The sequence below is a fragment of the Oceanobacillus senegalensis genome (assembly GCF_900176885.1).
In the GTDB taxonomy this organism is placed as follows: Bacteria; Bacillota; Bacilli; order Bacillales; family Amphibacillaceae; genus Oceanobacillus; species Oceanobacillus senegalensis.
The window spans coordinates 1746598-1760840 of record NZ_LT839648.1 but is presented as its reverse complement, the minus strand read 5'-3'; the positions used below and the strand labels follow the sequence as shown (position 1 = coordinate 1760840).

The following is a 14243-nucleotide window of genomic DNA, read 5'->3' as shown; positions in this document are numbered from 1 at the left end:
TACATATGAATGAACTTGTATGAAACTTCCAAGTCGTTTCATGGGATAAAATTTACAATTATGACTATAAACTATAAAATGAAATTAGAAATGCAAAGAAAGGAGTATTATATCGAATGGCAGAAGAAAAACAAGTATTCTCTACAGAAATTTCTGGTAAAAATTTTTCTGTTGAAATAGGAGAATTAGCGAAACAAGCCAATGGGGCATGTATGATACATTATGGTGATACCTCTGTATTAGCTGTAGCAACTGCCTCTAAAGAGCCAAAGGACCTACCGTTTTTCCCGTTAACCGTTAACTATGAAGAACGTCTGTACGCAGTGGGGAAGATTCCTGGAGGCTTTATTAAACGTGAGGGAAGACCGAGTGAAAAAGCCATTCTTTCTTCCAGATTAATTGATCGTCCGATTCGCCCAATGTTTCCCGACGGTTTTCGTAATGAAGTACAAGTAATTAGTACAGTGATGAGTGTGGATCAAGACTGTTCTACAGAAATTGCGGCTATGGTTGGTTCATCCATTGCATTAAGTATATCTGATATACCTTTTGAACAACCAATCGCAGGGGTGCATGTTGGTCGTATTAATGGAGAATTTATCATTAATCCTACTGTTGAACAAAATGAACAAAGTGATATTGATTTAACCGTAGCAGGTACAAAAGATGCCATTAACATGGTTGAAGCTGGAGCAAATGAGGTTCCAGAAGAGGTAATGCTCGAGGCGATTATGTTTGGACATGAAGAAGTTAAGCGTCTTGTTGCTTTTCAGGAGGAAATTATCCAAGCTTGTGGAGTAGAAAAATCTGAAGTAAAGCTTTTTGAAGTGGAAGAGGATTTAAATCGAAAAGTGGAAGCAGCAGCAAAAGATAAACTAATTGAAGCTATTCAAGTAAAAGAAAAGCATGCTAGAGAAGATGCAATTCAACAAGTAAAAGATGAAATTCTTGAACAATATGATGAAGAAGAAACGGAAATTATTGGTCAAGTTAAAACAGTTTTAGATAAAATGGTGAAAGCAGAAGTAAGACGATTGATTACGGTTGAAAAGGTACGACCAGATGGAAGAAAAAGTGATGAAATTCGTCCACTATCATCACGTGTGGGTATTTTACCTAGAGCTCATGGATCAGGATTGTTTACTCGTGGACAAACGCAAGCTTTAAGTGTTTGTACACTTGGAGCATTAGGTGATGTGCAGATTCTAGACGGGTTAGACTTGGAAGAATCCAAACGGTTCATGCATCATTATAATTTCCCGCAATTTAGTGTTGGGGAAACAGGGCCAATTAGAGGACCTGGTCGACGTGAAATTGGGCATGGGGCATTAGGGGAGCGTGCTCTTGAAAAGGTAGTCCCTTCAGAAAAGGATTTCCCATATACTATTCGTTTGGTTTCAGAAGTACTAGAATCTAATGGTTCCACTTCCCAAGCAAGTATCTGTGCAAGTACTTTAGCAATGATGGATGCTGGGGTACCAATTAAATCTCCTGTAGCTGGAATTGCAATGGGGTTAGTTAAATCTGGTGAAGATTACACGATCCTTACTGATATTCAGGGTATGGAAGATGCATTAGGAGATATGGACTTCAAGGTTGCAGGTACTGAAAAAGGGGTAACCGCTCTTCAAATGGATATTAAGATTGAAGGTTTATCTAAAGAAATTCTAGAAGAAGCATTAACCCAGGCGAAAAAAGGCCGTATGCAAATACTAGAATCCATGTTAGCAACCATTGACCATCCGAGGGAAGGTTTATCACAATATGCACCTAAGATTTTAACCATGTCCATTAATCCAGATAAAATTCGTTCTGTAATTGGACCAAGTGGTAAACAAATTAATGAAATCATTGATGAAACTGGTGTTAAGATTGACATTGAACAGGATGGTAGTATCTTCATTTCTTCTACTGATTCGGAAATGAATAACAAAGCGAAGAAAATCATAGAAGATATAGTTCGTGAAGTTGAAGTTGGTCAAATTTATTTAGGTACTGTAAAACGTATTGAAAAATTTGGAGCTTTCGTCGAGCTGTTTAAAGGAAAAGACGGTCTGGTTCATATATCTGAGCTGGCTGAAGAACGTACAAATAAAGTGGAAGATGTTGTTTCTATAGGCGATGAAATTATGGTTAAAGTAAAAGAAATCGATCGTCAAGGAAGAATTAATCTTTCGAGAAAAGCTGTCCTCAAAGAAGAGAAGGAAAGAAAAGAAAAAGCAAAACAATAAAACCAAATGATTATAAATTAATTAGAAATTTCGTATAGGCTTGGTTTTGTGTTGGTTTTCTCTTAATTAGCTTTAGTTAAAAATTTTATACTTTCCTACAAGCGAGAAAGAAGCTGTACAAACAGTTTCTTTTTTTATGGCCTTTTTCTATTGTAGGAAATAAGTGAACCTTCAATCAGTTTGGTTTTTAGCGATGATTTCTACTATGGTGTCTGAAGTCGTGCCTGCGGAAATCAAGAGGTGCGATAAAAAAGCAACAAAACATACGAAAAAGCCACATAAATAAGTGTTTCAATCATACCTTGTCCTTCTCCTGCATATTATTTAAGCGGAGGGGGGAAGAGAATGTTTCAGTATAAGAAATATATAAATTTATGTTTGTTTATAATAATAGTTGCTTTATCATATAATACTATTAATGATACCGTAAGTGATAATCCCTTAAAAGTGAATGAGGAAGTTACCACCACGTTATCACATGCAATCATGCGAGAGGACTCATTATACAAGGAAATCGAGGAAAAGAGTAAGGAATTTCAAAAACCTCCTGAGAATGCATATATAGATGAGGTTTGGAAAAAAACACCAGGAAGAAATGGTAAAAAAGTGGATGTAGATAAATCCTATGAAAAAATGAAGGAAAAAGGGGAATTTGATGAGTCATTATTAGTATACGAGCAGATTCCTCCTGAAATAAAACTTTCAGATCTTCCGGCATCTCCAATTTATAGAGGACATCCGGATAAGAAGATGGTTGCGTTTCTAATTAATGTTTCATGGGGAACGGAGCATATCCCGCACATATTAAAGGCTTTAAAAGAAAATAAAGTGAAAGCAACCTTTTTTATTGAGGGAAAATGGGCTAAGGAAAATGCGGAATTAGTGAAAATGATTGATGAGCAAGGACATATAATTGGAAATCATGCTTATAATCATCCGAATATGGCCACTATACCTAATCAGAAAATAGTTGAACAAATTGTACAAACCAATGAAATCCTCACAGCCATTACAGATAAAAAACCGAAATGGTTTGCCCCCCCTAGCGGAAATTTTAATGAACAAGTGGTTCAGACAGCTAGTAATTTACAAATGGAAACTATTCTTTGGACGGTAGATACGATTGATTGGAAGAATCCGACAGTAAATGTTATGATTAACCGAGTAAACGATAGAATTCATCCTGGAGCAACGATACTTATGCACCCTACAGCAGCTATTGCTGATGGACTAGACGATCTAATTAAGATGATAAAAGATAAAGGTTATCGTATTGGTACGATTGAGAAATTACTAAGTGAAGAGAATTATTAGAACACAACTTGTTTTAAATTTAGTGTAGGAGGACATGCTTTGGTACAAAGACATACTTGTAAAAATGGATTAAGAGTAGTTTTAGAAAATATACCCGCTGTACGTTCGGTAACAATCGGTATATGGGTATTAACCGGTTCAAGAAATGAAACAGATAAAAATAATGGTATTTCCCACTTTCTTGAGCATATGTTTTTTAAAGGTACAAAAACAAGAACAGCTCAGGACATTGCGGAAGCATTTGATTCTATAGGTGGACAAATTAATGCGTTTACATCAAAGGAGTATACTTGCTATTATGCCAAGGTTCTCGATACTCATAAAAATTATGCGTTAGATATTTTAGCGGATATGTTTTTTAACTCTTCTTTTGATGAAGAAGAGATGGAACGAGAGAAAAAAGTAGTTTATGAAGAAATCAAAATGTACGAGGATACGCCAGATGATATTGTCCATGACTTATTGGCAAGAGCCTCATTTGGTCAGCATCCATTGGGTTATCCTATTTTGGGAACAGAAAATCATTTAAAATCATTTACACCCGATTTATTAAGAAATTATATTAAAAATAGATATACACCTAATAATGTAGTTATTTCAGTTGCTGGTAATGTGGATGAAGGTTTTGTAAAGGACATTGAAAATCATTTTGGAAATTACCAATCATCGGGTGACGATGGAACGATAAGTAAACCATCATTTTTAGCTGAGCAGATTGAACGAAATAAAGATACGGAACAAGCACACTTGTGCCTTGGCTTTGATGGTTTAGAACTTGGTAACGAGAATATGTATAGCTTAGTTGTCATGAATAATGTTCTTGGTGGAAGTATGAGTTCAAGACTTTTCCAGGAAGTAAGAGAAAAACAAGGTTTAGCATACTCCGTTTTTTCTTACCACTCCTCATTTTTAGATAATGGTCTATTAACCATTTATGCTGGAACAGGTAAAGATCAATTACCGAAATTGCAAGATACAATTGATCAAACAATTAATCATTTGATTCGTAATGGTTTAACAGATAAAGAACTGATAAATAGTAAAGAACAATTAAAAGGAAGTTTAATGCTAAGTTTAGAAAGTACAACTAGTCGAATGAGTCGGAATGGTAGAAACGAACTTTTATTAAAAAGACATCGAACACTAGATGAGTTAATTACAGCGATTGATGCAGTTACACATGAGTCTATTCAAGAAGTGATTGATTCTACATTTAAAACTTCAGCATCAACAGCATTAATAGCTCCGCAGGTTTCGTAGTCTATCCTTACAGGAAAATGCTTACTAATTATTAAATGGTGAGCATTTTTTAATTGTGTAATAAAATGGGACAAAATGCATACCCCCTTACTAATCCGCATATAATGAAATATCCTATATTAATGGGGGGTATTATGATGCGATTTAAAGAAATTAGTGGAAAGGAAATCGTTAATATAAATGAAGGTACAAGGTTAGGAGTACTAGGACAGACTGATTTAGAAATAAATGAAAAAACAGGACAAATTGAAGCATTTATCATACCTTCTTATAAGTGGTTTGGTTTAAAAAAAGAAGGTGACCAAACCAAAATTCGCTGGAATGCTGTTAAAAAAATTGGAGAAGACATGATAATGGTGGAAATGGATAAATTTTAACATACTCTATAAAAATGATGAATGTTATTATCAAAATATGATTTATTACGCATTATAGATAGAATGCACAGTAACCTAATACGAAAAAAGGTGCGTAAATACCGCTACGGAAATACACTGCGCTTTCCGTGAGCGGCTGCTGAGCCCTCCTCGTGCTATCGCACTCCGGGGTCTCACCTAGGCCTCTCGTCCCACAGGAGTCTACGTATATTTCCTTCGCTATTTTTGAGCATAATCTTCTTTTATTATTTTAGCTATAATAATGGTTGATGAAGGGAGGACCAGTCCACTCCTTGAAAATAAAGATAAATCATCTAACATAGATGTCATACTGACTGGGCCTTCCTTGTCCTGTGGGAATAGCACTTGTTTGAATCCGTGCCCTAACTGCCCACAGTGGAAATTGAAGTGCACCCATTTTCCCTTTTAATTGGAAAGGCAGTCATTAATAACATCAGCTGAATTACTGCGCATTTTCTTTCAAATGCGACGTTGGAAAATCTATAGAACTTTTTAAGTTAAGACTAACCTCATCCATGATGTTAGTCTTTTTTTGTGCATTTTTATAGGAAGGAATCACCCTCTATTCTCTTGGGCATATGCTATATAGAACAGATTTAGGAACAGTATGTCTGGAGGGTTCAAACAACGATGAGTCGAACTATTGCTGTAATTGGCGGCGATGCAAGATATCTAGAATTAATAAGACAATTACAAATGTTATCAGAAACAACTATCATCCTTGTTGGATTTGATCATTTAGAACAGGGATTTACAGGATTAAAGAAAATGGACTTTGAGGATTTGGAATTAAATCAATTAGATATTATTATTTTACCGATAACAGGAACAGATTTAGATGGAAATATAGAAACTGTTTTTTCCGATCAAAAAATAAAACTTACGAAAGATTGGTTTCACCAATTGAAGGATTCGACTACTGTATTTACTGGAATCACTAATGCATTTTTGAATGAGGTAATAAAGGATGCTAATATTTCCCTTATTCCTTTATTAAATCGCGATGATGTTGCCATTTATAATTCTATTCCAACAGCAGAGGGCGCCATTATGATGGCAATAGAACATACGGATTATACCATTCACTCATCAAGAGTTATTGTAACTGGATTTGGTAGAGTAGGGCAGACGGTTGCTAATCGATTTGGTTCATTTGGTGCAAAGGTTTCAGTGAGTGCGAATAGCATAAAAGAACTTGCTAGGATTACGGAGATGGGATTTACTCCTATTCCGATTGATCAATTACATGAATACACAGACAGATGTGACATTTTAATAAATACTGTGCCCGCTTTAGTAGTTAATCAAAAGGCAATTCAAAAACTACCGTCAAATGCAATTATTATAGATTTAGCCTCACAGCCAGGAGGAACAGACTTTGAATTTGCAAAAAAACGTGGAATTCAGGCGATATTAACTGGAAGTTTACCGAGTATTGTTGCGCCAAAAACAGCTGGTAGAATACTGGCTGATGTCATTAAACAAATTTTGCTTAATGAGGGGAGCGTATCATGAAACAGTTAGAGGGAAAACGAATAGGTATTGGATTAACCGGTTCACATCATACGTATAGTAAAGTATTTGAGCAAATTAAAAGATTAGTAGAGAAAAATGCAGAAGTGATCCCCATTGTCTCTAATACGGTCCAACACACAGATACTAAATTTGGTAATGCAACAGACCATGTAAAAAGGTTGGAGTCACTTACTGGAAAAAAAGTAATTAAATCGATGCAGGATGCAGAGCCATTAGGACCCAAAAATCCATTGGACTGTATGGTTATTGCTCCATTAACCGGAAATTCAATGGCAAAATTTGCCAATGGTATGACAGATAATCCAGTATTAATGGCTGCAAAATCAACGATACGAAATCAAAATCCTGTAGTCTTAAGTGTGACAACAAATGATGCCCTTGGTATGAATGGGGTTAATTTAATGCGTTTAATCAATAGTAAGCATATTTATTTTGTTCCATTCGGGCAAGATAATCCGATGAAAAAACCTAATTCTCTTGTTGCTAATCTCGATTTATTAGAGGAAAGTATCGTGTCTGCACTAAATAGAGAACAGCTTCAACCCATAATTATTCCTCATAATCAGTAAAGTATGTTAAAATAATCTACCAAGGGACTAATATATCATTTTGAGGGGAGAAAATAATATGTCAGAAAAAACAGTTTATAATATAGCAGTGGTAGGAGCAACAGGAGCAGTAGGTCAAAAGATTATGAGAATATTAGAGGAGAAAAACTTTCCTATTAATAATTTAAAACTATTATCTTCTAAAAACTCAGCAGGGAAAGAACTAGAATTTGATGGCAAAACCATTGTTGTCGAGGAAGCTAAGCCAGAGAGTTTTGAAGGAGTAGATATAGCACTATTTTCAGCAGGGGGATCTGTTTCTAAACAATTAGCTCCAGAGGCTGTGAAGCGCGGGGCCGTTGTGGTTGATAATACAAGTGCATACCGAATGGATGAGAATGTACCACTAGTTGTACCAGAGGTTAATAGTGAGGATATCCAGAAACATAAAGGAATCATTGCTAATCCTAACTGCTCCACTATTCAAATGGTAGCAGGACTAAAACCTATTAAAGATCAATTCGGATTATCTCGTATTATTGTATCAACTTATCAAGCTGTTTCAGGTGCAGGAAAGAAAGCTGTAGACGAATTAGTGGAACAATCACAGCAATATCTTAATGACGAAGAAATGGAAGCAAATATATTACCTGTAGGTGGGGATAAAAAGCATTATCCAATAGCATTCAATGCGCTGCCACAAATTGATAAGTTCCAGGACAATGGATATACATTTGAAGAAATGAAAATGATAAATGAAACCAAGAAAATTATGCATGCACCAGAATTATCTGTTATTGCAACTTGTGTACGTCTTCCATTTTTCACATCTCATGCAGAAAGTGTATATGTTGAAGTGGATAAGGAAGGAGTTACTGTTGAGGACTTATGGAATGTGCTAAGAAATGCAGATGGCATTGTTTTAGAAGATGATCCATCAACACAAACTTATCCAACTCCATTAAGTGCAGCAAATAAAGAGGAAGTATTCGTTGGTCGAGTTCGTAAAGATTTAGACAATGATAAAGGATTCCATTTATGGATTGTATCCGATAATCTTCTGAAAGGTGCTGCATGGAATACAGTACAAATTGCACAAACGTTAGTAAAAAATAATTGGTTATAAGGTGTTTTGATTTAGAGGTGTTGAGATGGAAATCTTAGTTCAAAAATTTGGTGGTACTTCTGTGCAGTCGGAAGAAAATAGAGAGCATGTTATAAAGCATATAAAAAATGCTTTAGTAAAAGAATATAAATTAGTAGTTGTTGTGTCTGCACTAGGTAGGAAACCAGATCCATATGCAACAGATACGCTATTGGATTTAGTCAACTTCCCAGCAAATAGTAATTCTAATCGTGAACTTGACTTACTCATGTCTGTTGGGGAGGTTATTTCCTCTGTCGTATTAGCTAATGAACTTCAAAAACAGCATATTACGGCTACTGCACTAACAGGAGCTCAAGCAGGATTCATTACGACAGAGGATTTCACAAAAGCTAAAATTAAGAAAGTGAAACCAGATAGAGTTTATAAGGAATTAGAGAAAAATGATGTGGTTGTTGTGGCAGGATTTCAAGGTCAATCCGAATCTGGGGAAATCACGACAATCGGACGTGGTGGTAGTGATACCTCTGCAGCAGCTCTTGGAGCAGCATTACAAGCTGAAATGGTAGAAATTTTTACCGATGTTGAAGGAATTATGACTGCCGATCCAAGAATTGTTGAAAATGCAAAATCACTTGATGTTGCAACATATTCAGAAATTTGTAATTTAGCATATCAAGGAGCAAAAGTAGTTCATCCAAGGGCGGTAGAAATTGCAATGCAGGCAGAAATACCGATGCGTGTTAGGTCGACCTATTCACTAGAAAATGGAACACTTGTTACTTCTTCGAGAGAACGTGAAAAAGTAACAGATATTCCCGATCAATTAGTAACCGGTATTGCCCATATGTCATCGATATCTCAAATAAAAGTTCAAACAAAGGGAGAAGTATATAGAATACAGTCCGAAATATTCAAAGCTATGGCAGAGGCTGGAATTTCGGTAGATTTTATTAATATTTCACCAGCTGGTGTTGTATACACAGTACCTGACACAATGACAAATAAAGCAACCCATGTTCTTGAAACATTAGGGTATTATCCAGAAGTCACTGAAAAATGTGCAAAGGTTTCTGCTGTAGGAGCGGGTATGACAGGGGTGCCAGGTGTTGCAGCAAAAATTGTAGAAGCATTAACTGATAGAGGAGTGCAGATATTACAATCAGCTGATAGTCATACGACAATATGGGTTCTTGTACACGAAAAAGATTTAAAAGTAGCTGTAAATGCCTTGCATGAAGTGTTTGCTCTTAATAATGCTTAAATCACAAGTTAGTATAACTTCACTATTTTAAGAAGGTGACGGAATTGAATTTCGGCCAACTGCTAACTGCGATGGTAACACCGTTTAGTGAAAGTGGAGAAGTCGATTTTTATAAAATAAATCCATTAATCGACTATTTGTTAAAAAATGGAACAGATGGTTTGATTGTTGCGGGTACTACCGGTGAATCACCTACTTTAACATCGGCAGAAAAGGTTCATTTATTTAGGCACGTTGTAAAGGTGGTAAATAATAGAGTTCCTGTTATTGCTGGTACGGGAAGTAACAATACGAAAGATTCTATCGCCCTAACAAAGGAAGCCGAAGCGTCTGGTGTAGATGGCATTCTACTTGTAACACCTTACTATAACAAACCAAATCAAGAAGGACTGTTCGAGCATTTTAGTTCTGTTGCTCAGAGTACAAAATTACCAATCATGTTATATAATATTCCAGGTCGTTCTGTCATTAATATGGATGCAGAAACAGTTATTAAACTAAGTAAGATTCATAATATTGTATCCATCAAAGAAGCTGGATTGAATATGGATCAACTATCAGAAATTGTAGAACGTACAAATAATGACTTTAGTGTTTATAGCGGTAATGACAGTATGACCTTACCAATGTTATCGCTTGGAGCAACCGGAGTAGTATCTGTAGCTTCCCACGTCATTGGGAATGAAATGAAAAAAATGATTAAACTCTTTTTCGCTGGTAAAGTTGAAGATGCTGCAAAACTTCACCATAAATTACTACCAATTATGAACGGATTATTTGCAGTACCTTCACCTACTCCTGTTAAAACAGCTTTAAATCTAAAGGGAGTAGAGGTTGGTAGTGTGCGATTACCGCTTATACCATTATCAGATAGCGAAACAGAGAATATAAAAGCTTTATTAAAAAATATCGGCTAGAAATTAGCCGATATTTTTTATATTGATTTTTTCAAGTATCGTATATTTTTTTTATTTGTAGTTAAAGATTACAATCTAATTTGGTTCACGCTGATTACTGTTTATAGTAAAGGTATATATTTTGGAAATAGGTCCTAAAATTTGTGCCATTTTGTAAAATACATATAATGCGGTGTCAAAATGGTATTCTGAAAACCACTTAATATTAATCTGTTCTGCATTGTAATTACAATTACGTTCATACTAAGTAAGGAGTGAGTACAAATTAAAGGAGTGAACTGTATTGGCTAAAGAAAATCAACAAGGAGAGAAAAAAGAGGAACAAGGAAATTCCTCTCAATTAGTGCAAAAAATTCAGGCTCTTGGTCAAACCAATTTACCACAGGCACCTGATTCGAATATTCATGTTCTTTCCATTATCGGGCAGGTCGAAGGTCATGTCCAATTGCCACCACAAAATAAAACAACCAAATATGAACACTTGCTTCCACAATTAATTGCTATTGAACAGAATCCAAAAATTGAAGGTGTTATTATTTTATTAAATACAGTCGGAGGTGATGTAGAAGCAGGACTAGCATTGTCTGAAATGATTGCATCTATGTCTAAACCTACCGTTTCCATTGTATTAGGTGGAGGGCATTCGATTGGTGTGCCTATCGCAGTATCAACCGATTATAGTTTTATTGTACCTACAGCAACGATGACCATACATCCTGTACGATTAACTGGCCTAGTAATCGGTGTGCCGCAGACTTTTGAATACCTAGACAAAATGCAGGAACGAGTGATTCAATTCGTTATCGGACATTCAGACATTAAGGAAGAAAAATTTAAAGATCTTATGTTCGCTAAAGGAAACTTAACAAGAGATATTGGTACCAATGTAATAGGTACTGATGCAGTGGAGTATGGGTTAATTGACGAAGTTGGCGGTGTAAATGAAGCTATGAAAAAATTAAGTGAATTCATTGATCAGAGTAAAGGCCAGGAAGATCAGGTGATTCAATGATACTTTATACACCTTTATCAGAAAATGATATATTTCCACCAACAGAGGATGCATTTTCAAGTAGACAATGTATTTCATGTGATGGAAAAATGATGATAGCTGATAGAAACCAGGATGGAACATACCAAGTAGTACAATTACTTTCATCCAATCCTGAAGATTTTCTTGATCAAAGATTTTTACCTGGATCAATATTAGGTTAATAAGTGGTTACTTTATGATATAATGAATATAAAATGATACAGCCCTTGCCATTTTTGGCAGGGTTTTCTTTTCATGTGGTCTAGCATGTATTTTATTTCATGGAAATAGACGGTCAATTTTGTTAGTAAGTGAAATGAGGTGAGATAATGGCAAAAAAGAGAAAAAAACGTAAAAAATCAAAACAAACGATGCAATTGAAAAATGAATTACTTGGTTTATTATTAATTGCACTGGCAATATTTGGAAGTGGTGCAAGTGCTATAAGTGATGGAGCCATTCCAGGAGGTTTAGAGTATTTATTTCGTTTCTTTCTAGGAATCTGGTATTTTGTTGCATCTGTTTTCCTTTTTATAACAGGAATCTTTTTATTGATTAAGAGAAGATTGCCAGATTTCTTTCATAGAAAGTTAGTTGGGTTTTATATCTTATTTATGGGTGTATTACTATTTACACATATTCAGACATTTGAACGATTATTAATTCAAGATATGTCCATCCTTCGTTCAACATGGAATCATTTTCTTTTATTTATGAATGGACAAGGTCCCTCCATACAAACTGGGGGAGGAATATTAGGTGGTGTTTTGTTAGCTTTTACTAATTATTTATTTTCCTTAGTAGGGGCAAAAATTATTAGTATCTTTTCCATGCTAATTGGATTTCTATTTATTACAGAAGTATCACTCGGTGACATTTTTATAAAACTTTATAATCGGTTAACTAGCAGGGCTCAAAAATTGCGTGAACGTATAGAGGGTGCGAAGACCAAACGATCAAAATCCTTGGAAGAATTAGACAAAGAACCTGAAATCATGACAAATGATATACCGAATGAAGAACCATTAATAAATGATTTTACAGATGTTTATACAATTCAGGATTTACAAGGAGAAAAGCAACAAGACCAAATGAATCATCAAGAAAAAGAATCGGTTAAAGTTGCTAGTGCCAATGAATCGAAAAAAGCCAATGATGCAGAAGTGGATGATATGGAATATCCAATATCGACGACAGAGGTAGAAAATTATGAATATATTCTACCTTCTCCTGATTTGCTTTCTGAACCAGCACATAATACACAACAACATGAAAAATCACAAATTCAGGCAACTGTTCGGAAATTAGAGAGAACGTTTAAAAGCTTTGGTGTACGAGCAAGGGTAACGAAGGTGAATGTCGGTCCAGCTGTTACAAAATATGAAATTTCACCAGAGGCTGGTGTAAAAGTCAGTAAAATAGTTAATTTACATGATGACCTGGCGTTAGCCCTTGCTGCTAGAGATCTTCGGATTGAAGCACCAATTCCTGGTAAGTCAGCTGTTGGGATTGAAGTTCCAAATCAAGAAGTTGCAATGGTTTCATTAAGAGAAGTGATGGATAGCACTTCGAATAATAAAAATTCTAAACTATTAGTTGGATTAGGAAGGGATATTTCAGGAGACGCAGTAGTTGCTGAACTGAATAAAATGCCCCATCTATTGATTGCGGGTGCAACAGGTAGTGGTAAAAGTGTTTGTGTTAATGGAATTATTACTACCATATTAATGCGAGCAAAGCCGCATGAAGTTAAAATGATGATGATTGACCCCAAAAAAGTGGAATTAAATGTTTATAATGGAATTCCACATCTTCTTACACCGGTAGTCACTGATCCGAAAAAGGCTTCTAGGGCATTGAAAAAAGTAGTTGCTGAAATGGAGAGACGATACGACCTATTTTCAGAAACCGGAACAAGAAATATCGAGGGTTATAATGAGCACATTCGTAAATATAATTTAACTTCCGAGGAGTCGCAAGCCCATCTACCTTATATTGTTGTCATTGTCGACGAGCTAGCAGATTTAATGATGGTTGCTTCCAATGATGTGGAGGATGCAATCACTCGTTTAGCTCAAATGGCAAGAGCTGCTGGAATCCATATTATCATTGCAACACAAAGACCATCTGTTGATGTTATTACAGGTGTCATTAAAGCTAATATTCCGAGTCGAATTGCTTTTAGTGTTTCGTCACAAACTGATTCTAGAACTATCTTGGATTCAGGTGGTGCGGAGAAACTACTTGGGAAAGGTGATATGTTATTTTTCCCTGTTGGCGCTTCGAAACCAAAACGTGTTCAGGGTGCCTTTCTATCGGATGAGGAAGTTGAACGAATTGTTGATCATTGTATCGATCAACAGAAAGCTTCCTATCAGGAAGAAATGATTCCAGAGGAAAATGATGAAGTGATGGAAGAGGTAGATGATGAACTATATGATGATGCAGTTCAGATGATTATAGAAATGCAAAGTGCAAGTGTATCTATGCTACAACGTAGATTCCGTATAGGTTATACACGAGCGGCCCGACTAATCGATGCTATGGAAGACAGAGGCATTGTGGGGCCTTATGAAGGAAGTAAGCCTAGAACCGTACTCGTTTCACAAGTACAAGAAGAAAAGACGTCATAAATAA

12 protein-coding genes are annotated in these 14243 nt (G+C 35.7%); all 12 read left to right on the top strand.

From position 1 onward, the window contains the following. Positions 1–116 precede the first annotated feature (116 nt). The gene (locus CAO17_RS08360) at positions 117–2231 is read left to right on the top strand and encodes a polyribonucleotide nucleotidyltransferase (protein WP_085992371.1); all 2115 of its coding nucleotides are present in this window, start codon (positions 117–119) and stop codon (positions 2229–2231) included. Positions 2232–2576: 345 nt separating this feature from the next. After that, entirely contained in the window at positions 2577–3545 is a 969-nt protein-coding gene (locus CAO17_RS08355) for a polysaccharide deacetylase family protein (RefSeq protein WP_085992370.1), read from the top strand. A gap of 39 nt (positions 3546–3584) precedes the next feature. Further along, positions 3585–4805, top strand: coding sequence for a M16 family metallopeptidase (locus tag CAO17_RS08350; RefSeq protein WP_085992369.1), 1221 nt, complete (start codon positions 3585–3587; stop codon positions 4803–4805). Positions 4806–4942: 137 nt separating this feature from the next. Next, positions 4943–5182: a YlmC/YmxH family sporulation protein gene (locus CAO17_RS08345; protein ID WP_179151920.1), complete on the top strand. Its 240-nt coding sequence runs from the start codon at positions 4943–4945 to the stop codon at positions 5180–5182. Between the two features lie 651 nt (positions 5183–5833). Then, positions 5834–6718, top strand: coding sequence for a dipicolinic acid synthetase subunit A (dpaA, locus tag CAO17_RS08340; protein WP_085992367.1), 885 nt, complete (start codon positions 5834–5836; stop codon positions 6716–6718). Further along, positions 6715–7308: a dipicolinate synthase subunit B gene (gene dpaB, locus CAO17_RS08335; protein ID WP_085992366.1), complete on the top strand. Its 594-nt coding sequence runs from the start codon at positions 6715–6717 to the stop codon at positions 7306–7308. The genes dpaA and dpaB overlap by 4 nt, the downstream gene beginning before the upstream one ends. A 58-nt stretch (positions 7309–7366) precedes the next feature. Beyond that, positions 7367–8413, top strand: a complete 1047-nt coding sequence (gene asd, locus CAO17_RS08330) for an aspartate-semialdehyde dehydrogenase (protein WP_085992365.1) — start codon at positions 7367–7369, stop codon at positions 8411–8413. 25 nt (positions 8414–8438) lie between these two features. Continuing rightward, positions 8439–9656, top strand: coding sequence for an aspartate kinase (gene dapG, locus CAO17_RS08325; RefSeq protein ID WP_085992364.1), 1218 nt, complete (start codon positions 8439–8441; stop codon positions 9654–9656). A 44-nt stretch (positions 9657–9700) separates the two neighbouring features. Then, on the top strand, positions 9701–10573 hold the full coding sequence (gene dapA, locus CAO17_RS08320) for a 4-hydroxy-tetrahydrodipicolinate synthase (RefSeq protein WP_085992363.1): 873 nt from the start codon (positions 9701–9703) through the stop codon (positions 10571–10573). A 283-nt stretch (positions 10574–10856) separates the two neighbouring features. After that, complete coding sequence (locus CAO17_RS08315) at positions 10857–11585, top strand: ClpP family protease (RefSeq protein ID WP_085992362.1); 729 nt, start codon at positions 10857–10859, stop codon at positions 11583–11585. Beyond that, on the top strand, positions 11582–11788 hold the full coding sequence (locus tag CAO17_RS08310; RefSeq protein WP_085992361.1) for a YlzJ-like family protein: 207 nt from the start codon (positions 11582–11584) through the stop codon (positions 11786–11788). The genes CAO17_RS08315 and CAO17_RS08310 overlap by 4 nt, the downstream gene beginning before the upstream one ends. A gap of 147 nt (positions 11789–11935) precedes the next feature. Then, complete coding sequence (locus CAO17_RS08305) at positions 11936–14239, top strand: DNA translocase FtsK (RefSeq protein ID WP_085992360.1); 2304 nt, start codon at positions 11936–11938, stop codon at positions 14237–14239. Positions 14240–14243 lie beyond the last annotated feature (4 nt).

Coding starts and splice junctions, on each gene's coding strand:
- CAO17_RS08355 (WP_085992370.1), top strand. CDS start 2,577: ATGTTTCAGTATAAGAAATATATAAATTTATGTTTGTTTATAATAATA.
- CAO17_RS08305 (WP_085992360.1), top strand. CDS start 11,936: ATGGCAAAAAAGAGAAAAAAACGTAAAAAATCAAAACAAACGATGCAA.
- dpaB (WP_085992366.1), top strand. CDS start 6,715: ATGAAACAGTTAGAGGGAAAACGAATAGGTATTGGATTAACCGGTTCA.
- dapG (WP_085992364.1), top strand. CDS start 8,439: ATGGAAATCTTAGTTCAAAAATTTGGTGGTACTTCTGTGCAGTCGGAA.
- asd (WP_085992365.1), top strand. CDS start 7,367: ATGTCAGAAAAAACAGTTTATAATATAGCAGTGGTAGGAGCAACAGGA.
- CAO17_RS08310 (WP_085992361.1), top strand. CDS start 11,582: ATGATACTTTATACACCTTTATCAGAAAATGATATATTTCCACCAACA.
- dpaA (WP_085992367.1), top strand. CDS start 5,834: ATGAGTCGAACTATTGCTGTAATTGGCGGCGATGCAAGATATCTAGAA.
- CAO17_RS08360 (WP_085992371.1), top strand. CDS start 117: ATGGCAGAAGAAAAACAAGTATTCTCTACAGAAATTTCTGGTAAAAAT.
- CAO17_RS08345 (WP_179151920.1), top strand. CDS start 4,943: ATGCGATTTAAAGAAATTAGTGGAAAGGAAATCGTTAATATAAATGAA.